Raw genomic sequence first — 21,440 nt, forward strand, 5'->3', positions numbered from 1 at the left:
ACGGTTAATTTCTGTCTAAAATCCCTTGGGATATTTCATGCATCAAATTACCATAAAAAAAGAAACTTCGCCTTCACCTCTTCCTCTTGAGCGTGCATTTCCACTTCAGTCTTTTTATATATAAACAGCCCGACCCCCAGCTAACATCATTGCCTCCTGCTGCACAATAAGCTACAGGAACGCGTATATAGCTTAAGCACAGCTGTATATAGCAATACACCTCATATCCTGCCTTTCTGATGTAAAATGGACACCTCGAAGGAAATCATGTACGACCAGAACAGTATATTGATCGTAGCCATGCTGTTTCTTCTGATTCTGCTGGCGAATGAAGCGGGCTACCGCCTGGGCCACTACCACCAGTCCAGAACCGACGACGATGTGAAGAACCACACCAACACCATACAGGCGGGCACCCTCGGCCTGCTGGCCCTGATACTCGGCTTCACGTTCAACATGGCGCTGCAACGCTACAACAGCCGGAGCCAGGCCGTTATACAGGAGTCGAGCGCAATCAGCACCGCCCTGCTCCGAACGGACCTCCTGCCGCAACCCTACGACTCCATCACGCACGCTTTGCTGCGGAACTACATCAGCCTGCGGCTGGCCGTGAGCAACACCGGGCACGCGGGATTTCAGGAACAGCATGTTTTGAGCGACGAAACGGAAAAGCTGCAAAAGATGCTCTGGATAATTGCGGTGCGGGCAGCGGAAGTCGATCCCCGTCCTGTCACGACGGGGTATTTTATCGATGCGCTGAACAGTATGATAGACGCCCACGGCGAGCGCAACGCCTTGCTCCAGCTGCATGTGCCGGAGGTGATTCTGTTCCTGCTGTTCATCGTCTTTATCATGTCCGGCTCGCTGATGGGCTACGCCAGCGGCCTGGGAAGAAGGAGAACCACTATTCCCACCATGATGATGACGTTCCTGATCTCGCTGGTTGTGTTCATCATCATAGACCTGGACAGGCCGCAAAGGGGCATCATAAAAGTGAACCAGGAAAGTATGCTGCAACTGCAGCGGGAGTAAAAACCCAGAGCTTATATATGGACTGTTGGTGCCAGCATGAAAAGTATATATGGCCTATATGTATAGGCCTAATAAGCCAGCAGGCGGCCGCAGGCGATAACGGCCAGCCACACCACCATAGAACAGACCGCTGCAGCCTTTGCGGCTCCAGGTGTTGGCCCGTGGAGCCACACGCCAGCAGTCTGGTATATATAGCGGTGAAAAACACCGGCATTGAGGCCGCCCACCACCAGCAAAATCAGCTTCATCTGAAACACCGGATCGGCGGCCAGCGCGGCGGCGTTGGTGCTGAACAGCAGGAGTCCCGAGGGAACAAGAAGGTATAGCCCTCTTTGGGACCAGGGCAACAGGTGGCGCGCCAGGTCTTTCACGGACAGGTGGCGCGAGCGGCCCAGCAGGCGCAGGTCGAACAGGAAGGCCGCACCCACCAGCAGCACAATGCCCACAATATGGATGATCTCAAGAAAAGGATATAGCCAGGAAGACTGCCGAATAGCTGTTGCCACGGCGGAGTCCTCGAGCCAGGGCAGCAGCCCGGAAACTGTACCGCCCACCGCTAGCGGAGCTCGTACTTGCTGTTTCCCACAAAAATTCTCTCTGCCCGCATTTCATCCTCCACCTCTTTATGCGGATAGCCCACCACCCGCACCGTGTCTTCAGGCGCAATCATGTCTGCCGTCAGGCCGCGGTCGGTCATGCGGCTGGTGGGGGCCAGCACCACGGTCCAGGTTTTGCCCTCGTGCTCCAACTTCAGGATGCCATGCGGGTTTTCATATGTCATTTCCTTCACCACACCAGTGTAGTCCAGTTCTCGGGTCTGGTCATAGTTGGCCCATCCGTGGTGGAACAGCGCCACTGACAGCGGGAAGAGCAGGGTCACAAGCAAATTGATTGGTAAAGCCATAGCTGATAGGGATTTAGGTGTCGCACTTCCCCCTAAGAACGAAAACAGCTACAAAAGGGTGCGCCGGATGTGGCAGGCAGGAAAGCTATATACAGGCACACCTGCTGCTGTGCCGTCCGGCACCCGCACCATATAAAGCTCAGGGACGCAAATAGCAGGTTATCCAGACACAAGATTTATTATGAAACGTGCCGTACCCGTTGTAACACCAGCGAATCCTGCTCATCTTGCACATCAGAATAACGGCGTTTTTTATATATGAAACTCAGAAACACCTGCCTGGCGGCAGCCTTCAGCCTGCTTTGTGCCAGCTGCGCGCCGCTGCAAAGCAACACCGGCACCACCGACACGCTGGCGGCAACAGCTTTGCAGCCATACGGCAGAACAACTCACAACGAAACGCAAAACCTGGTGCTGGTCGGCTCTGCCGCGCATTTTGGGTTCAGCTTTAAGGGAAAAGAAGCCCGTTTATATGCCTCCATCCCAAATGCCGGAGGGCACAACTACCTGCAGTATGAGCTGGACGGGGAGTACCAAAGGCGGGTCAGGATAGACGGCGGCTCCGCCGCGCCGATTGTTATTACAGCGCCTACCGATAGCACGCACACCGTTTGGGTATATAAGGCCACCGAGGCCCACACCGGCCCCATCGCCATCGCGAAAGTAACCGGCGAAGACGTGGAGACTATTGAAAGACCCAAAGCACCGCTCATTGAGTTTATCGGCAACAGCATTACGTGTGGCGCGGCCGCCGACCCGTCGGAGGTGCCCTGCGGCACCGGCGAGTACCACGACCAGCACAACGCCCTGATGGCCTATGGCCCAAGGGTGGCCGGGGCGGTGGGAGCCAATTACGTGATCAGCTGCGTGAGCGGCATCGGGGCATACCGCAACTGGAACAGCGACGGCCCCACCATGCCGGAGGTCTATGAGAAAGTCGATTTTCAGGCCAGCAATCCGCAGCGGTGGGACTTCAGCACCTACTCGCCCGAAATAGTCAGCATTGCGCTGGGCACCAACGACTTCAGCAACGGCGACGGCAAGAAAGAGAGACAGCCGTTTGACAGCGCCCGTTTCGTGAACAGCTATATCGCTTTTGTACAGCAGGTAAAGGCAAAATACCCTGACGCGCAGATTGCCCTGCTCAGCAGCCCGATGGTACACGGCAACAACAGGGAAGTTCTGCAAGAAGCGCTGACGACGGTAAAAGAGCAGGTTGATGCCAGTTATCCGGCCGATGCCCCTGTGGCCCTGCACTTCTTCGGGCCGATGCAGGCGAGCGGCTGTAGCGGGCACCCCAGCGTGGCCGAGCATGCCGTGCTGGCCAAAGAACTGGTGCCCTTCTTCCGCAAACTGCTGAAGCCGCAGGGGGAGTAAGTTTGGAAGGAAAAGACCCGGGCTGAAAGTTCGGGCCCTTTAACCGCTGCTATATATGAACCGCTTCTTATCACAAGAAACTTCCCTTCGGTTGCTTCAAGCCATTCAGGCTGGGCCGCATCCGTTTATATATGAATATGAGAAACACCGGCTGGTGCTGCTAAACGAAACCGGAGAGGCGCAGGTGTATTTCAGGCTGCCGATCGTGGTTCCTCCTCCCGGCTCGCCCCAGGCGCAGGCGCATTACGTCCTGCTGCTCATTCAGTCGGGAAACTGCGCCATGGGCTATTTCGAGGATGGTGTGAACCTCGATCACAAGGTGTTCCGATCTTACATGGTGCGGAAAAAGCAGGGGACAAGCCAGATCAAATACCTCAAGACCAAGGGCAAGTCCAGGGCGGGCTCCCGGGTGCGGCTGGCGGAAACAGCGGAGTTCTTCGAGAACATCAACGAGCGGCTGCAGGCATATTTCGAAGAGCACGAAGTACACCGCATCGCGATCAGCTGCTCCAAAACGCTTATCCCCTACCTCTACAACTCCAAAGTCCCCACCCCTTTCGACAAGCACGACCCGCGCCTGTACAAAATACCGAAGCACATCCACACACCCATCTACGAGGTGATGATGGACGCCCACAGGTTCCTCCTGAAAGGCGAACTTATATATGAAGCGCCTTACCAGGCCGTGGTGGAGGATCTGCTGGGCCCGGACGGTGAGCCGTCGGATGCGGACTTGTGAGGCGGATTACAAATCCTATATCTCAAAAGATCCGGATTGCAAATCCGAATCAGCAGCCTGTATATGCTGCATCTTATTCACCTTCTGGCGGTTTATATATAGCCAGGAATATTCTACTCGCCTTCCAGCGTTTTAGGCGCGCCGGCGGGGGCCGCCTGGTGCAGCCTGTAACTGAGCGTGAGGTTGAGCTGCCTTCTGCGTCCCTGGCTCTTGCTGCTGGTGTAAAAGGCAACGCCCTCTATGCTCTCGCCCTCATAAACAGAGCGGTTGATGCGGGTGTTGAACACATCCAGCACATTCAGGGTGATAGTGCCTTTCCTGTTAAAGATGTCCTTGCTGAGGCCTAGGTCCATATAGTACAGTGATTTCTGGCTGCCCTGCGGCGTTTTCTGAGGTGCCTCGTAGTTGGCCCGCACCTGGAAGTCGATGTCCTTCGGGAGCGTGAACCGGGAGGTGTGCCGGGCAAACCAGCTGTAGGTCTCGGTGCTGAAGTTCTCCTCAAAGTTGCTGCCGTCGATGATGGCCCGGAAGAAGTTGAAGCTCTGGTCGAATTTCCACCAGGCAGCGGGCGTAAACGAGCCCGTAAACTCAGCCCCGTAGGCGTCCTCGGCCAGCAGGTTCTCGGGGCGCAGCGTGGCAATGCCTTCGCTGTTCACCCGCCGGATGGTGGCTATTTTGTCGGTGGTTTGGCGATAGAACAGGGTGGAGGAAAGCGAGCCCAGCTCATAGTACTTGATGTGCCCCAACTCAAAGGCATTGGTAAACTCGGGATCCAGGTTGGGATTGCCCCCCATCACGTTGCGGCTGTCGGAGAGGGTAAAATAAGGGCTCAGGTCGAAGTACACCGGGCGGCGCACCCGGCGGCTGTAGCTCACCTGCAGGGCATGCTCCTTCGGCAGGTTATAGGTGATGTGCGCACTCGGAAACAGGTTGGTGTAGCGGCGCGGGTTCTCTTCGTTCGTTTCGCGGAGGGTTGTTTTCACGTCGGTGTGCTCGGCCCGCAAACCTACCTGGTACGTAAACTTCTCCGTCTTATTCCCCAGGATGCCATATATGGCGTTGATGTTCTCATCATATATAAAATAGTTGTCCAGGCCGGGAAGCGGCGTTATCTCGCCGTCGGCCGCCTGGTTGCCCACCAGATAGTCGTTTACCATATCCCGGAAACTGCTCCGCAGGCCAGCCTCCAGCTTGCCGTTTTCCCCGATGGGCTGCACGTAGTCTATCTGGGTCAGGTACTGCTTTTCGTACTCGTCGTTGAGCGAGCGCTGCAGCAGGGCCTGGGCGGCATCGGGCGCGCCCTCCGGCGAAAAGGTGTTCTGGGTATAGACCTGGTCAGAGCTTTCCCAGTAGTCGAGCAGCCGGAAATCGGCGTTCAGCTCCTGCCCTTCCCGGGCAAAGGTTTTCTTGTAGCTGATGGCGTACTCGGCGTTCACCTCGTCCTCGTTCTCGTCCTGTTTGCGCAGCGTGTAGCTCTGGAGGCCCTGGCTGGCCAGGTAGTCCTCGTAGCGGATGTTCCGGATGCGGTTGGCGTCGCTGCGCCGGAACATATAGGAGGCGGTGAGGATGCTGGTTTCGGTGAAGAAATAATCGAGCCCTCCCCGGATGTTGTTGTTAAATCCCCGCACCCGCGTGTCGTACGACTGCCTCAGGATGGAGGTGGTGTCATCAGCCGTCAGTTCCTGGTAAAGGGAGCCCTCGCTGGGCGAGACGCGGTAAGCCAGGCCGTAGTTCAGGAAGAAATTTACCTTTTTGTGGCGGTAGTTCACGTTGGCGGCGCCCCCGTAATTGGTCGGCTCCCCGGCTATCACCTCAAACGAACCGTTGAACCCGCTCTTGCGCTCTTTTTTCAGCACGATGTTGATGATGCCCGACATGCCTTCGGCCTCGTAGCGGGCCGAGGGGTTGGTGATAATCTCCACTTTCTCTATCAGGCTGCCCTGCAGCTGCTGCAGACCGCTGCCCCCTTTAAAACTCACGAGCCCCGAAGGTTTGCCGTCAATCAGGATGCGCACATTCTCGCTGCCGCGCAGCTTCACGTTCCCTTCGGCATCCACCGACACGGAGGGGATGTTGCTCAGGATTTCGGTGGCCGAGCCCCCCGCGTTCGCCAGGTCCTGCCCTACGTTGAATATCTTTTTGTCCAGCGACAACTCCATGGAGCTTTTCTCGGCCTGCACCACCACCTCGTCCAGGGCTGTGGCGGCCGATGGCTGCAGGCGCAATGTGCCCAGCTGGTGCTCCGGCTTTTCGCTCGTCAGCCGGAACACGGGCGTCTTCACCGCCTTATAGCCCATAAACTCCACCAGGGCATAATACTCTCCCGAAGGGGCCTCCAGCGCAAACAAGCCTGTTTCGTCCGTGATGTTTCCGGTAGCCAGGCCATTGTCCCCGCTTTTGAACAGGCCCACGCTGGCGTACGGCAGTGGCTGGCCGGTCTGGGTATCCACCACTTTGCCACGCACGGTAACCGTCTTTCCAGACTGCGCCATGCCGGGCAAGGCGAAGATGAGGAGGAGCAAAAGAACGCACGCGGCGCTGCCCACGCCCCAGTTGTTCGAAAGTAGAGATCTTGCCATGTTCATGTGCTGAAGATTGGTGTGGAAGCGAGCCTTGGGTTAAAGCGTCAGTAAATTACAAACCATATATAAATAAAAATGCTACAGCGGGTAAAATATTCCGCCAACATGGGCCCGGTTCCTGAATCAAAGGGCATATGGGCATATGCGCTGGAATTGGCATTGGCCTGAATACAAGCGCTTCCTTCTTGCCATACCTGTTTTTATAGCATGAAATGATTTGGTGCCAGGACTACCCCTGAACGCATACCGCTTTTTCGATGCGCGCCTTCCCGTTTTCGAGATGCATGACGTTTTGCACACTTTCCGGTATCTCGTGCTGGTAATGGCTCACATAGATAAGCGTGAGGTTGCTGCTGGCGCAAATGGCATCCACCACGCTTTTGAAGTGCTCCTGCTGGCGGCTATCGAACCCCTGGCAGGGCTCGTCCAGGATGAGCAGCGGCGGATTTTTTACCAATGCCCTCGCCAGCAGGCACAGCCGCTGGCCGCTCACCGACACCTGCCTGTAAGGCTTCCCGGCCAGGGATTCCATATGCAGCAGTTGCATCCAGCGCAGCACGCGCGCCTGTTTCGCGGGATGGCTTTTTCGGTTCAGGCCCACCGCATCGTAAAAGCCCGACTCAATCACGTGCTCGCAGGGTTCGCTGCCGGGGAAATACTGGAACAGCTCCGGCGACACAAACCCGATGTGCCGCTTTATATCCCATATACTCTCGCCGCTCCCCCTCCGCCGGTCAAACAGCGTGACTCTGTTGGCATAGGCCTGCGGGTTATCGGCGTTTATCAGGCTCAGCAAAGTCGTTTTCCCGGCCCCGTTGTGGCCTACCAGCGCCCAGCGCTCGCCCTGCCGCACGTTCCAGTTGATATGATCCAGCACGGTCTTCTCCCCATACTTCACGGTCACGTCCTCCATCCCGACAACTATATCGAACGATGGCGAAACCGGGTCAGCCAACAGCTCCTGAATTTCAGTGATGTCTGCTTTCACTGGCCTGTGGGTGGAGGAGTCGCCCCTGCGGAACGCATCCTTCGGCATCGCCTGGATTTCTTCCCCTTTATCCCAAACCGCAATGTGTGTGATGGCATCCGGCACCTCCCCCGGACCCGTGACCATGACCAGGGTGATGCCCGACTGAGCGATTGACGAGATTAATTTGTTTAGTTCCTGTCGCATCCCCACATCCAGCCCCACCAGCGGGTTTTCCAGCAGCAGGATAGCCGGGTTGCGCAGCAGCGCCTCCGCCAGCAGCACCCGCCGCGTCTCCCCGTTCGACAGTTTTATCAGCCGCCTGTCCAGCAGACTGTGCAGGTTAAGCGCCGCTACCGTTCTTTCAAAGGTCCAGATGGGGTTGTCCATATATGGCTTCACCTCCGCCAGGTGCTCCTCCACCGTCGGGGAATCGTCGGCGGCGGTGGCGTTGTAGCGCTGCTGGTAGAAAAGCTCCTCGGTGCGCGACAGGCTGCTGAAATTGTGGCGAGAAGAAACAAGGCTGATTGGCTTGTGCCAGGAACCCGGAGGCGACTGCACCGGATTTCGCCGCTGAAATTCCTCTTGAAAGGGATATAGCACATTGCCCGCCGCGATGGGCAATTTACCGGCGATGGTTTCTATCAATGCGCTCCTGCCCTGCTCGTCGTTTCCGGTCAGCGCCCAGTGCTCTCCCCGCCTTACCACAAAGCTGGTGTCCTGGAAGACAACTTCACCGTGCTGCCGAACAGTCACGTCATCCAGCGCAACCAGTACCTGGGTTAAATTATCCATTTGGTTTATTATGTTAACCTACATTTCATCCGAACCCAAAGATAAACAGCAGGCTTTTGTAAAAGTAGCCGTATCTAAAGTTTATATGAAGGCTGTGCTGAAATGTTGCTGCGCTATATAGCAGCCATATATGGAGCTGTTGGGGAACACCCATATACCTGCCTCCCCGCGAAATTATATATCAGGGAATCACAAACCGGCCTCTTGCAGATACCCCCGCAGCGTTTTGAGGTCTTTTTGCATGGCCGCCGTTACTGTGTCCGGGTTCACGCTCAGCTTTCTGGCGCCGCTCTCCGCGCCGCCCAGCGGGTATTCCAGGTGCAGGGATATGGGTCCGCTGATGTTGTACTGCTTCACCAGCGCAAAGAACTTCCGGAAATCAACCATCCCCTCGCCCAGCGGCACATTCTGGATCTGCCATTGCCCGTCCTTCTTCTCCCATATAAAATCCTTTATATCAATTGTCTTGATGTAGGGGTACATGAGTTTCACGTCCAGCGGCCACGATGACCCTCCCTCCTGCGTGGCGTGTTTTATATCGTACTGCAGGCCCATCCAGCGTGGGTCCAGGTCTTTGATAATGTACCACAGGTCCCAGACACCGGCGCCTACGTGCGTGCCGGCGTGGTTCTGGTAAGCCCCCTGCAGGTTGTACTGCTGGTTCAGTCTGGCCAGTTCCGTCAGTTGCCTGCTGTATTTCTCCAGCGTTTCGGGCAGGGGCACGTCTTCCTGATAATCAAGCCAGCCTGTCCTGTAGTACTTTACCCCCGCCTGGTGCGCCGCTTTCAGGATAGGCTCCGTGTGCGGATGACGTGCATCGGTGATGCCGGTGGTGATCAGAGGCACTTTTAACCCAGCTTTCAGGGCAGCGGCAACGGCCTTGGGTAAGTCTGCCGCCACGCGCTCAGGCGCTACATGGCCGCCCGGCCGCACGGTCAGGTCAATGCCGTCGAAGCCGATTTCGGCGGCAGCAGCGGCCATCTCCCCACAGTCCAGCCAATGAAGCATTTTGGAGAAGATGCAGATATCCCGGCTATCTGCCACCTTGGCAGCAGACGCAACTTTGGCCGCAGCCGCTTTTGCAGGGCCAACTCCCAGGGCAATTCCGGCGGCGGCAAAGGCGGCCTCGGTTATAAACTTTCTCCTTTTCGCATCCATGGGTGCCGGGTTATATGTAAAGGTTGATATATGCCAGGCTGCTCCTAAGCTGAGCGTGGAGCAGCCTGGCATATCCGTTCACTAATATGATGTGAACCCGGGAATTGTTTGCCCATGCTCTTTACTGCTGTTCACCCCTGCGGACCTCACAACTTTCAAGTTCTATACCTGATTTTGGTGCTCTCAGGCCGAGAGGCCTCCCCGAAATACTTCGGGGTAAACTAATTCCCTTCGGCGCCTTGTACATTTCCTGCCAGGGGTTGGGGCCCCTTATCAAGACGGCTGCCACTAACGTAACAACCAGAAATCTACAAACAGAGGGCCCCTACCCCCGGCGCCTCCTGGGAAAACTGGAATCACTTTCGCCTTGAGCCAGAGAACGTGTCATATCGCCATGCAGAGCACTAAGTACTATACAATTACACTAAATACAGTTCCCATGTTCGTGATAATATAAAATCCTTAAAATATATAACCCGCGATGCTGTTCACCGCTTCTGCCTTAGCCCGCCTTTTCATCTGATCTGATGCTGTCCAGCAGCTGCATGTCCTCGTCGGTCAGCGCGATGGAAACAGCTTCGTAGTTCTCCTCGAGGTGCTGGACTTTGGAGGTGCCGGGTATCAGCAGGATGTTAGGAGCGTGGTGCAGCAGCCAGCTCAGGGCCACCTGGTGCGCCGTGGCGCCGTGTTTTCGGCCTACCTGCTGCAGCTTTTCCAGAGCGCCGATGTTACCTGCGTTGATAGGGTTCCAGGGGATGAAGGCCATGTCCTGGTCACGGCAGTATACAAGCTCCTCCTCCCATTTCCTGAAGTCAACGCTGTATTTGTTCTGCACCGACACCACCGGAAAGTACTCCTGCGCCTTCTTGATCTGGCCCACAGTTACCTCCGAGAGGCCGATGTGCTTTACCAGCCCTTCTTCCTGCACCCGCTGCAAAAATTCCAGGGTTTGCTCGTACGGCACCTCCGGGTCCACGCGGTGCAGTTGGTACAAATCTATCCTATCAAGCTTCAGGCGTTTCAGGCTTCCCTCCAGGGCCTTTTGCAGGTAGCCAGGGTCAGCGTTGATGGGCCACACGTTGGGGCCGGTGCGGGTCAGGCCGCCTTTCGTGGCGATGACGAGGTCTTTCGGGTACGGGTATAATGCCTCCGCAATCAGTTCTTCCGACACATGCGGACCGTAGCTGTCTGCCGTATCTATAAAATTTATCCCGAGTTCGATTGTTCTTTTCAGCACGCGTATCGCCTCTTCCCTGTCCTTCGGAGGTCCCCAGATGCCCTCACCAGTGATGCGCATTGCGCCAAAGCCCATCCGGTTTATTTTCAGGTCGCCGCCAAGGAGGTAGGTCTTCTCAAATGTTGCTGCTTCTGCCATATATAAGTTGTTTTCGGTGTGAGTAAATGATTCGTCCTTTTTGTACGGCGGTAAACCCTGCGCGTTAAGAAACCATTGGGCCGTTTCGGAGTTGTTAGGTATATGGCAGCGCGGCTGTGGAGAACTTCACTCCGCCTTAAGCCATATATAGCAGACAAAAAAGAGCACACATAATGAGTATTTCCTCCAAAAAATTATCCGACACACGCCTTTCTGTGCTGGACCTGGTACCCATCCTGGCTGGCAAAACCCCGGCCGACTCTTTCAAAAAAGCCCTGGAGCTTGCCCGGCACGTGGAAAACCTGGGCTATGAGCGCTTTTGGATGGCCGAGCACCACAACATGCCCGGCATCGCCAGTTCCGCCACCTCCGTTCTGATTGGTTATATAGCCGGCGGCACGTCTACCATCCGGGTGGGCTCCGGCGGCATCATGCTGCCCAACCACGCCCCGCTGGTGGTGGCCGAGCAGTTCGGCACCCTCGAAACGCTGTACCCGGGCAGAATAGACCTCGGCCTGGGCCGCGCCCCAGGCACCGACCAGGTGACAGCGATGGCGCTGCGCCGCGACCTGCGCGGCTCGGGCGAGGATTTCCCGGAGAACGTGGCTGAACTGCAGAGTTACCTCGCCCCGCGGGATGCCTCTGCCCGCGTGCGGGCCGTGCCCGGCGAGGGGTTGGATATCCCCATCTGGCTGCTTGGCTCCAGCACCTTCAGCGCCCAGCTGGCCGGTATACTGGGCATGCCTTTTGCCTTTGCGAGCCACTTCGCGCCCAACCTGCTGCACACGGCCCTGAAGGTATACCGCGACCATTTCCAGCCTTCTGAGAGCCTGAAGGAGCCCTATGCCATGGCAGGCGTCAACGTGGTGGCGGCGGACACAGACGAGGAAGCCCAGCGCTTGGCCACCTCCCTTTTCATGTCGTTTCTCAACGTTATCCGCGGAAAGGCAAAACCCATGCAACCGCCGGTAGACAGCATGGACGGGCTGTGGGACGCCTCAGAGAAATACGCGGTGCAGCAAATGCTTCGCCACACCTACATCGGCTCCCCCAAAACTTTGAAAGAGGAGCTCCAGGCTTTTGTGGGCGAGACGCAGGTTGACGAAATTATCGTTGCCTCCAACATATATGACCACACAGCCCGGCTGCGCTCTTATGAGATTCTGGCAGAGGTATTCGACAATAAGGTCAAAGCAGGCTGAGGCAAGTCATAGCTCTATAGGCCATAATGTTCACTTGAGAAATGGCGGCCATATATAAAACAGGCGGTGCAGGCATATAAAGTGCCTGCTCCGCCTGTTTTATATATGGCTACCCTACTTCCCTCCGACATCCGCAACGGCTTAGCATTCTCGAAAAGAATTCTGAACTTTGAGGCGCTATGGCATCCACTGATCTTTTCCCGAATTTACCCGACCTGCCTGTTAAAGAAGCGCTCCCACGGCTTTTAGCTGCGTTAGACGCCAATCCCAAAGCAGTGCTGGAGGCGCCTCCCGGTGCGGGCAAAACCACGCTTGTCCCGCTGGCCATGCTGGGGGCAACCTGGCGGAATGGAGGCAAAATTTTAGTGCTGGAGCCGCGGCGTTTGGCAGCCAGGGCGGCGGCGCAGCGCATGGCAGACCTGCTGGGGGAAGAGGTGGGACAGACGGTGGGCTATTGGGTGCGGATGGAGCATGTGGTGTCGGGGAAAACACGGATTGAGGTGGTAACCGAGGGTATCCTGACCCGCCTGCTGCAGGATGACCCCGCGCTGGAGGGAGTGGCTGCGCTTATCTTCGATGAGTTTCATGAGCGGAGCCTGCAGGCAGACTTAGGACTGGCACTTGCCCTGGATGCCCAGGCAGTGCTGCGCCCGGACCTGCGCCTGCTGGTGATGAGCGCCACCCTGGACGCCACCACGGTAGGGAACTGGCTGCAGGCACCCGTTATCCGGAGCGAAGGCCGCCTATATCCGGTAGAGACATACTACCTGTCACCGTCAGAGGTGGCCGCCGCAGGCAAATGGCCCGCAGAACGGCTGTCAAACCTGGTACCGACTGCCATCTATCAGGCGCTGGTGAAGGAGGCGGAAGGAGATATCCTGGTTTTTCTGCCGGGCATGGGTGAAATGCGAAAAGTGGCCCAGCGACTCGAGGGCAGGCTTTCTCCTGCTACCGACCTCCACCTGCTGCACGGCGACCTGACGCTCAGCAGGCAAATGGCTGCGATACAGCCAGCCCCCGCTGGAAAGCGAAAAGTGGTACTGGCCACGAGCATCGCCGAGACCAGCCTGACCATTGAGGGCGTGAAAATAGTGATTGACGGCGGCTATGCCAGGTCTGCGAGGTTTATACCCCGCACCGGCCTCACCACCCTGGAAACCACCGCAGTATCCAAAGCGGCCGCCGACCAGCGCCGTGGCCGCGCTGGTCGCCTGGGGCCGGGGGTGTGCTACAGGCTGTGGTCTTCCGCTGACCAACTGCAGCTCCCTGAGCGTCAGGTTCCGGAGATACGCGAGGCTGACCTGACTGGCCTTGCCCTGGAGTTGGCGATATGGGGTGTGAAGGATGCTGCCTCGCTCCAATGGCTGGACACGCCCCCTGCCGCTGCGCTGGCACTCGCACAGGACCTGTTGCTGCGCCTGGAGGCCATCGACAGCGCTGGCAAAGCCACGCGCCACGGCAAAGCCTTGGCTGCACTGGGTTTGTCGCCCCGCCTGGGCCACCTGGTGATGCGCGGCCATGAACTGGGCTTTGGCTCCACAGCATGCGCCATAGCCTCCCTGCTGTCGGAGCGCGACATCCTCAAGCCAATGCAACAACCTTATTCAAATCCCCTGCCTGACCTGCCCCTGCGCCTCGAACTGCTGGCAGGCCGCCGCTCCCCCACACCCGGTTTTGTGACGGATGAGAATGCGCTGCGTCGTGTCCGGGAACAGGCGCAGAACCTGCGCCAGCGCCTGCGCGAAGCGGGCGGACCGGCAAATCCGGAGGCAGCCGGCATTCTGACGGCGCTTGCCTACCCGGATCGGCTGGCGCAGCGGGAAGCATCGGGCCGGGTGCGGCTGGTAACCGGACAGCGGGCAAGTCTGGCGACGGAGCTCTTTGGCGAGGCAGAATTTTACGCGGTGGCGCACCTGGAGATCGGTAGGCAGCCGCGCGTGATGCTGGCTGCTCCCATCTCAAAAGAAGATATCCTGCTGCACTTCCGGCACCAGTTGGAAGAGGCGCAGGAAGTACGCTGGGATGCAGCATCTGAGCGGGTGGTAGCCCGGCAGTTTACGCGCTTGGGGGCGCTGGTGCTACATGAAGCGGCACAGCCCAATGCAGATAAGGGACAGGTGGCAGCGGTACTGCTGCAGGCCTTGCAGGAGAAAGGGGTGGAACGGCTACCGTGGCCCGAAGAAGCACTGCGCACCCGCGAGCGGCTTGCTTTTCTGCGCCATTTGCAGCCCGACAACTGGCCTGACGTGTCAGATGAAGCCTTGGCGGCCACGATGGCTATATGGCTGGGGCCGCACCTCCTCGGCCTGCGCTCGCTGGAGCAGGTATTGCGTTTGGATTTTAACGAAATGCTGCTGGCGGACCTTCCGTGGGAGAAGCGGCAGGAGATGGAAAGGTTAGCCCCCACGCACCTGCAGGTGCCGAGTGGCTCCCGCATCGCCCTCGATTATTCGGATGCGACTACGCCGGTGCTGGCCGTGCGGCTGCAGGAAGTGTTCGGTTTGCTGGACACGCCCCGCATTGGGGGCGGCAAGGTGCCGCTGCTGCTCCACCTGCTCTCCCCTGCCTCGCGTCCGGTACAGGTGACCCGCGACTTGCGGAGTTTCTGGAGTTCGGGCTACTTTGAGGTGCGCAAGGATTTGCGCGGCCGCTACCCCAAGCACCACTGGCCCGAAGACCCGCTTTCAGCCCCACCCACAAGGGGCACGAAAAGAAGGCCGCAGTAGGTAATTCAGTAAAATAACAGGCTATATAGGATGGGTTGGAACTCGCCCAAAATCGTTCACGATCGTCTGGTGTCGTTCATCACTGCTACTAACAGCAGCAGCGAAGCCAGCAGCGCTATTTTCGAGAAGACGCCCACGGGCAGCGGGACTCCCCCGATTTTAGCTTTCGCTACATTCTGCGCTGAGCTGATGGTTTTCGTGTTTCCCTCATCGATATCAAAGGTGACGTAATCCCCTACGCGGAACCTCCTCTCTTCGTCATGAAACCATACGACCGACGTCACATTCTTTCTTTTGCACATCAGAATGTTTTCGTCACTGCAGACGCCTATATAGACTATTCTTCCACCGGGATTGTGGCCTGTTGTGCTGCTGTAATTGAACGTTTCGGTGGAGCTAGAACTCCTCAGCTCCTCGCCGCCTGAATAAGACGGTTTCACGGCAATAACTTTTCCTTGTGGCATGGCTTAAGTTTAAAATACTTGTGTCAGGCATATGATGCTTAGATTACTTGAAGAAGTAATCTAAGCATCATATGCCTCAGTTTATGTAGGTCAGCAGTTAACTAATTCTACAAATATTCTCCCATCTTGATCAATACCCCTTATCTCAAGATCAACCGTCTGGCCGGATCGTGCTCTACAGCACGATCCTTTTTGTTGAAAGTAACCAGTTTGTCCTGCATATTGGCCTGTCGTTATTCTAACCATCCCAGAGCACCCCGCAAGAAGTGATTCTTCTTCACTCAAATCAGAATGATCCCTCAATATAGAGGGCGTTATTGCAATGACTACTCCTTGTGGCATGCCTTTATATGGTTAAGGTTAAATAATTAGTATGAGGTATATTGTTGTTTCACAAACTGATTTACAAGCCTATATAGATGTTCTATCAGAGCATATAGCCCTGCGCCCTTTCCTTACACTTCGGCTATATTCTGCTCTGGCTCTGCTCCACGGCCTACTCTGTGGGTTCTTCCACGCTGCTGCTGTCCGGCGGTGTAGCAGCGTTGTCCATAGAGATGTTATCTGGTGTCGCTACTTGCGTTTTACCGGCGGGAAGCTCTTCATCGAAGGAAGCTGATGTGTCTGTGAGCGCTGGTTTAACGGGCAATATCTTTCCTTGTGGCATAATACAATGATTTAGATGTTTATACTTTGATTATCAGTGCTTCCAAATAAATTACTCAAATAAAAATACAAATATTTATCTAAATAAAGTTATCCCGTATAAATATTTATTATTATTTTATCAATGCAAATTGCCATGTCTAAATTACTGTATGTTGCCATATTTCTGCTGATTGGTAGTTTTAGATCGTTGGCGCAAATCGGGGATCCGTTTGTTCAGAATTTTCCGCCCTCCGCCTACCAGAGCGGGGCATATGTATCGAGCCCGCAGAACTGGGCGATCATACAGGATGACCGGGGCGTCCTCTATATCAGCAACACCAGCGGGGTGCTGGAGTACGACGGGCTTTCGTGGCGCCTGGTGCGGGGCACCGCACTTGCCGGGAGGTTCCAGTTTGCCAAAGACAGCGGAGGCAGGATATACGCCGGCAGCCCGGACAACCTGGGCTACCTGGCGCCGGACTCGCTGGGCAGGATGCAACTCGTTTCGCTGCTGCCTTACCTGAAGGGCAGGTACCCGGAGGTGCGGGTGAGCAAGGTGGCTGCCGCAGGAAACAAGGTGTACTTCAGCACGGAGAACCATATTTTCTGCTGGACCGGCAAAGGGTTTAAGGTATGGAGCAGCAAAGCGGGCTTTACCAGGGTTTTCTCTAACCAGGACAGGGTATATACCATCCACAAAGGCAAAGGGCTGTGCGTGCTGGACAGCGGCCGTTTCAAAGCGCTGCCAGGGGGCGGTGCTTTCAATTCGCTGAATGTGACGGCTTTGCTCCCGCTGCCAGCCTCCAAGGGCTCCGGCCATAATCTATTTGTTGTCACTTATGACCAAGGCCTGTTTATATATGAAGACGGAGTCCTAAAAAAGCTGCCGCCAAGCTCTGATGTGCTGGATGGGGCTTACTTTATGCACGGGGCAACACTGCCGGATGGCACCATTGCCCTGGGCACCAGGTACGAGGGCGTTATTGTGGTAAACCGCGGAGGAGAAGTGGTGCAAGTGATAGACAAGCGCAAAGGACTGGATGACAATGCCGCGCTCTACCTTTACGTGGACCAGGAGGAAGGCCTTTGGGCCGCCTTAAACAAAGGCATCAGCCGCATCGACTATCCTTCGCCGGTCTCCTACCTGAACGAGGCCTCCGGGCTGGAGGGAATCGTGCTGGACATCCTGAAGAAAGAGAACAGCCTGTATGCCGGCACGTCCTCCGGCTTATATAGAATGGAGGGGGGAGCCGCCTCGCCCCGGTTCCGGAAGCACCCCGACCTGCAGCACGAGGTATGGAAGTTGTTAGAGGTAGGGCAGGATACGCTGCTGGTGGTAAGCTCGCAGGGGGTGTACGCGCTGACAGGCCGCGGCCTGAAAAGATTCTCACCTCCCGCAGATGGCACCGTCTACAAAACCATCCACCGGTCAAAAACTAACCCTGACAAATACTATGTGGGCTCCTCCGCAGGTCTGGCAGTACTCTCGCGCGGCAAGGGCAGGTGGAGATGGGAGGGCACGGTAAGGGGCATAGACCATGACGTGACCTGGCTGGCAGAAGACAAAACCGGCCTCCTCTGGGCATCCGGCGATGACAATATTTCCTCCGTCGACATCTCCGACAGAAGCGCCCCGCTGGCGCCTGTCCGCAACCTGAAGCCCTCGCCCGGCCTGGTTAAAAAGCTGGGCACGCTTCAGGCTGCCTCCCTGAACGGCCATATATACTTCGGGACCAGCAAGGGCATCTACAGCATCCAGCGGGAGGGCGGGCGGTATCACCTTAAACCGGACGCCACCTTCGGAGAGCAGTTTGCAGACGGCTCGCGCGAGGCCATCAACCTGACCCAGGACAGGGACGGCCATATATGGCTGACCTCCGAGTTCACAACCGGGCTGCTCAAGAAAAATCACGGGAACACCTACTCGTGGGACACCGTCCCGATGAGCAGGGTGCCGAAGGTGGACGTGTGGGAAATACACGCCGATGCGGACGGGGTGGTATGGCTGGCCACTACCGAGGGTATTTTCAGATACAACCCGCATATCCCTAAAAACTATAACTCCAGGGAGCACACCGTACTCCGGAAGGTAGCGCTGATGGGCGACTCCTCCGTGTTTTACGGTGCATTTGCCGGTGATGGCGCGGTGACCACGGCGCAGTCGCCCCGGTTCAGGCTGGTGCTGCCGCACGCTGTCAGGTCCATCAGCTTTGAGTACACAGCTACCTCCTACGAGGCTCCCGGGCAACTGCTGTACAGCTACATGCTGGAGGGAGAGGACGAGGGCTGGTCTCACTGGACCACCGAGACGAAGAAAGAGTTTACGGGGCTGGACGAGGGCAGCTACGTGTTCCGGGTGAAATCGAAGGACATATATGGCACCGAGAACCTGGCCTCCGCGTTCGCGTTTGAGTCGCTGCCCCCTTTTTACCGCACCTGGTGGGCCTACGGTTTTTATGTGCTTTTCTACGGCTTCGTCATCTGGGGTTTCATCAAGATAAAGCACCGCAACCTGATAGCCACGAAAAAAAGCCTGGAAAAACTGGTATATGAGCGGACGGCGCAGCTGGCAGCGGAGAAAAAGAAATCGGACGACCTGCTGCTGAACATCCTGCCCGCCGAAACCGCCGAAGAACTCAAAGCCAACGGGCGTGCGCGGGCGCGGAGCTATCAGCGTGTCACGGTCATGTTCACCGACTTTAAGGACTTTACCAGCGTCAGCGAGCACCTGACGCCGGAGGAGTTGGTATCGGTCATCGACTTTTACTTCTGCGCCTTCGACCGCATCATCAGCAAGTACAGGATTGAGAAAATAAAGACCATCGGCGACGCCTATATGTGCGCGGGCGGCATGCCGGACCCGGAGGCAAACACACCCGCCGATGTGGTGAAAGCGGCCCTGGAGATTCTGCAGTTCGTGAAAAGCCTGAACACGGATGACAAGAAGCTGAAGCGGCAAAAGTTCGAGATACGCGTCGGCATCCATACGGGGCCGGTAGTGGCGGGCATCGTGGGCACAACCAAGTTTGCGTACGATATATGGGGCGACACCGTAAACACCGCCGCCCGCATGGAATCCAGTGGCGTGGCTGGCAGGGTGAACATCTCGGGCGCCACTTACGAACTCATTAAAGACGAGTTCCGATGCACCTACCGCGGCAAAGTAGACGCCAAGAACAAGGGCGATGTCGACATGTATTTCGTGGAGGCGTATGTGGGAGACGCGGTATTGCAGTAGCTATTTTTGAAAGCGAAAAAGCCAAACGGCGGCATGGCGTGTGCAGGCTGACTGGCTTCTTGTTTTATATATGGGACTTGCGCAAGTCAAGCTTTGTCCCCCTCCTGGACTCATCTTGTAGGGAAAAATATTTAGTTCATGCCGCAAGTTTAGCGACAGCGCAAATGTGGCTGCCCATGAGGCCAGTTTGTAAAGGCATTACCCTAAGTATACTTTTCGCAAGTTAGGAACTTGCTGCCATACATTACCACCAGTTCCCGCTTCACTCAAATTGGCGGTATATAAGGGCTCCTTGTTATATATAGCCCTGACTTCTTCACTTAGAAAATTCCCAGGAATTTCTTCTTTTTATAGATATTCCCGAGGTCGTTCTCAAACAGGGTATATGGATTCTTGTAAAATTCGATAAAATTCGGGACGCTTCTATGTCCGGGGAAAGGGGCGTAGTAATGCGTAGTGCTTCGAACATCGTTGCGCCACACCAGCACGTAGGCCAGTTCCATATCGTCGCGCTTCATGGTCCGTAGCAGCGTATTAGTCCACCAAGTTGTATCTGGAATTGATTCGAGGCCGGTTTCGGTGAAGGCGACCAGTTTGCCTGCTTTCTCCGCGTAATCCGACACGATTTTCAGTTTCATGGCCGCCGTGTCGATAGCATAGCGGTCACGGCCCATGTCGCCGTAGTTGTCCATACCCACCATGTCCACCCACGCATCGCCGGGATAGCGTTCCAGGAACTCCTCCTCGGTGCTGAATCTGTTGTCGGGCGAGAAGGCATATATAAAGTTGTGTACATCCAGGCTGTCGCGCAGGTACGATACCGTGAAGCGCCACAGCGAGATAAACTCCTCGCGCGAAGCGTGTGGTTTTCCCCACCAGAACCAGCCGCCGTCGAACTCATGGAAGGGCCGGAAAATAACAGGCGCCAACTGTCCGTCCGCGCCCCGCAGACTATGCGCCCACGCGCCGATGCCATCCAATATATCCTTATACTGCTCATGCGCCTCGCCGCCCGGAATGATATAGCGCACGGCTGGCAGCGAGAGTGAATCGACCCAGTAAAAGCCACCACCGGCCACCGGGTTGGAGAAATGCCAGGCAGCCGTCGTCACCCCGCCCCGGTTATAGGTGTCCACTACGGTTTTCCGCACCGCCTCTTTGGCTTGGGCAGTGGCCTCGGGCGAGCGGCCGGAGAAGCCGCTGAAATCCACGCCAATCACCGCCGGGTGCGAGCCCGTCACGGATTTTACATCCGACCGGCTCTCATCGCCTGACCAGCCGTGGCCGTACTCGGTGGCGTGCTGGTGCCCGAAAAGCGTGTGGTGTTTGGATAGCCTGTCCAGGTTGTGGAAGAGCGCCTTTGTCTCTTTGGTGGCGTCGGCATCAATGGTTTTGGTGGAGGCGCAGCCCACCAGCAGCAGGGAGGGAAGGATGAACAGGGATAAAAGTGCTCGCATAAAAGGGAAGTCCGGTTTGCGTAGAAAGATACTACCTCCCTCCCGACTTTACAAAACCGCATGCCAGTTGCGCTTCCTTCACCAGATAAGCTGCCGGCAGGCTTAACCCAGCCAATCCTGTCCATCCCCCAATCCTGTAAATCCTGGGGTAGGGGCCCTCGAGAAGATTCAGACGGACTGGTTAGGAAACGATTCGGACAGGTCGCGACTGTCCCTACGTGAACATGAAATCAACAGGCTGCGACACGCTGTATAGGCTTACCCGGAAAGGAGACAGCTCCGTCCTATATATCAGACAACTTTGTCAGTTCGGCGTCGATGTGGTGGTTTTGCATTAGCTCGGTGGCGAACTTGTAACTGCCGCGCGGCACAAACAGCCGCAGGTGTCCGCCCTTCATGCGGGCAATGGATTCCAGGGCCTTCCACTTGCTTATCAGCGTGCTCTGTTCCTCTTCTTTCGCGTTTTTCACCACCAGTTCAAAGTAGTATTTTCCCTCTCCGCGCATGGCCGTGAAGTCGGGCGTCAGGGTCACATCCTTGCTGACCATACTGATGGAGCCTGGGCTTGTGTAACCCGTAAAATCGGCTCTGATATCTTCGTAACCGGACCTTTTAGCGAACTTAATCACCTGCTCTGCAAAATTGTTGTACTCTTCTGTCTTCTTATTTGTGTGTAACATATAGATGGTTTTTATTGATAAATTGATTTTGAACCGGCATTGTAGCTGGCTGTAGGTATAGCCCAGCACGCATTCGCTTTGCCAAAAATCAAACCC

At 56.3% G+C, this 21,440-nt stretch carries 16 protein-coding genes; 6 read left to right on the forward strand and 10 right to left on the reverse strand.

Going from position 1 to position 21,440, the window contains the following annotated elements; translation table 11 throughout:
• The first annotated feature begins 246 nt into the window (after nt 1-246).
• On the forward strand, nt 247-1,032 hold the full coding sequence (locus tag GSQ62_RS04390; protein WP_237586979.1) for a bestrophin-like domain: 786 nt from the start codon (nt 247-249) through the stop codon (nt 1,030-1,032).
• A 68-nt stretch (nt 1,033-1,100) separates the two neighbouring features.
• On the opposite strand, the gene GSQ62_RS04395 is transcribed toward GSQ62_RS04390, so the two are convergent.
• Both GSQ62_RS04395 and GSQ62_RS04400 read right to left on the reverse strand, forming a co-directional pair.
• Nucleotides 1,101-1,586, reverse strand: a complete 486-nt coding sequence (locus GSQ62_RS04395; RefSeq protein WP_237586981.1) for a hypothetical protein — start codon at nt 1,584-1,586, stop codon at nt 1,101-1,103.
• Nucleotides 1,587-1,588: 2 nt separating this feature from the next.
• Nucleotides 1,589-1,936 (reverse strand): DUF6152 family protein, encoded by a 348-nt coding sequence (locus tag GSQ62_RS04400; protein WP_161888381.1) that lies wholly within the window; start codon nt 1,934-1,936, stop codon nt 1,589-1,591.
• A 258-nt stretch (nt 1,937-2,194) separates the two neighbouring features.
• Between GSQ62_RS04400 and GSQ62_RS04405 the strand changes: the two genes are divergently transcribed.
• Nucleotides 2,195-3,313 (forward strand): SGNH/GDSL hydrolase family protein, encoded by a 1,119-nt coding sequence (locus tag GSQ62_RS04405; RefSeq protein ID WP_161888382.1) that lies wholly within the window; start codon nt 2,195-2,197, stop codon nt 3,311-3,313.
• Nucleotides 3,314-3,368: 55 nt separating this feature from the next.
• Nucleotides 3,369-4,052, forward strand: a complete 684-nt coding sequence (locus GSQ62_RS04410) for a hypothetical protein (protein WP_161888383.1) — start codon at nt 3,369-3,371, stop codon at nt 4,050-4,052.
• Between the two features lie 113 nt (nt 4,053-4,165).
• Here GSQ62_RS04410 and GSQ62_RS04415 read toward each other — a convergent pair whose 3' ends face one another.
• From GSQ62_RS04415 to GSQ62_RS04430, 4 genes are all read right to left on the reverse strand, one after another.
• Entirely contained in the window at nt 4,166-6,631 is a 2,466-nt protein-coding gene (locus GSQ62_RS04415) for an outer membrane beta-barrel family protein (RefSeq protein WP_161888384.1), read from the reverse strand.
• Between the two features lie 232 nt (nt 6,632-6,863).
• On the reverse strand, nt 6,864-8,396 hold the full coding sequence (locus tag GSQ62_RS04420; RefSeq protein WP_161888385.1) for an ATP-binding cassette domain-containing protein: 1,533 nt from the start codon (nt 8,394-8,396) through the stop codon (nt 6,864-6,866).
• A 189-nt stretch (nt 8,397-8,585) separates the two neighbouring features.
• Entirely contained in the window at nt 8,586-9,554 is a 969-nt protein-coding gene (locus tag GSQ62_RS04425) for a sugar phosphate isomerase/epimerase family protein (RefSeq protein WP_161888386.1), read from the reverse strand.
• 502 nt (nt 9,555-10,056) lie between these two features.
• Complete coding sequence (locus GSQ62_RS04430; RefSeq protein ID WP_161888387.1) at nt 10,057-10,929, reverse strand: aldo/keto reductase; 873 nt, start codon at nt 10,927-10,929, stop codon at nt 10,057-10,059.
• A 173-nt stretch (nt 10,930-11,102) separates the two neighbouring features.
• Between GSQ62_RS04430 and GSQ62_RS04435 the strand changes: the two genes are divergently transcribed.
• Nucleotides 11,103-12,131 carry an LLM class flavin-dependent oxidoreductase gene (locus tag GSQ62_RS04435; RefSeq protein ID WP_161888388.1) on the forward strand — a complete coding sequence of 343 codons (1,029 nt, stop codon included), beginning with the start codon at nt 11,103-11,105 and terminating at the stop codon, nt 12,129-12,131.
• Nucleotides 12,132-12,310: 179 nt separating this feature from the next.
• A complete protein-coding gene (gene hrpB, locus GSQ62_RS04440; protein WP_161888389.1) occupies nt 12,311-14,857 on the forward strand; it encodes an ATP-dependent helicase HrpB in 2,547 nt (848 codons plus the stop codon).
• 56 nt (nt 14,858-14,913) lie between these two features.
• On the opposite strand, the gene GSQ62_RS04445 is transcribed toward hrpB, so the two are convergent.
• Both GSQ62_RS04445 and GSQ62_RS04450 read right to left on the reverse strand, forming a co-directional pair.
• Nucleotides 14,914-15,159 (reverse strand): hypothetical protein, encoded by a 246-nt coding sequence (locus tag GSQ62_RS04445; protein ID WP_161888390.1) that lies wholly within the window; start codon nt 15,157-15,159, stop codon nt 14,914-14,916.
• Between the two features lie 658 nt (nt 15,160-15,817).
• Entirely contained in the window at nt 15,818-15,988 is a 171-nt protein-coding gene (locus GSQ62_RS04450) for a hypothetical protein (protein ID WP_161888391.1), read from the reverse strand.
• Nucleotides 15,989-16,123: 135 nt separating this feature from the next.
• Here GSQ62_RS04450 and GSQ62_RS04455 point away from each other — a divergent pair, with 135 nt between their 5' ends.
• The gene (locus tag GSQ62_RS04455) at nt 16,124-19,207 is read left to right on the forward strand and encodes an adenylate/guanylate cyclase domain-containing protein (protein WP_161888392.1); all 3,084 of its coding nucleotides are present in this window, start codon (nt 16,124-16,126) and stop codon (nt 19,205-19,207) included.
• 320 nt (nt 19,208-19,527) lie between these two features.
• On the opposite strand, the gene GSQ62_RS04460 is transcribed toward GSQ62_RS04455, so the two are convergent.
• Both GSQ62_RS04460 and GSQ62_RS04465 read right to left on the reverse strand, forming a co-directional pair.
• Nucleotides 19,528-20,664 carry a glycoside hydrolase family 26 protein gene (locus tag GSQ62_RS04460; RefSeq protein WP_161888393.1) on the reverse strand — a complete coding sequence of 379 codons (1,137 nt, stop codon included), beginning with the start codon at nt 20,662-20,664 and terminating at the stop codon, nt 19,528-19,530.
• A gap of 284 nt (nt 20,665-20,948) precedes the next feature.
• The gene (locus tag GSQ62_RS04465; RefSeq protein WP_161888394.1) at nt 20,949-21,344 is read right to left on the reverse strand and encodes a hypothetical protein; all 396 of its coding nucleotides are present in this window, start codon (nt 21,342-21,344) and stop codon (nt 20,949-20,951) included.
• Between the last annotated feature and the right edge of the window lie 96 nt (nt 21,345-21,440).

This window comes from Pontibacter russatus (assembly GCF_009931655.1).
In the GTDB taxonomy this organism is placed as follows: Bacteria; Bacteroidota; Bacteroidia; order Cytophagales; family Hymenobacteraceae; genus Pontibacter; species Pontibacter russatus.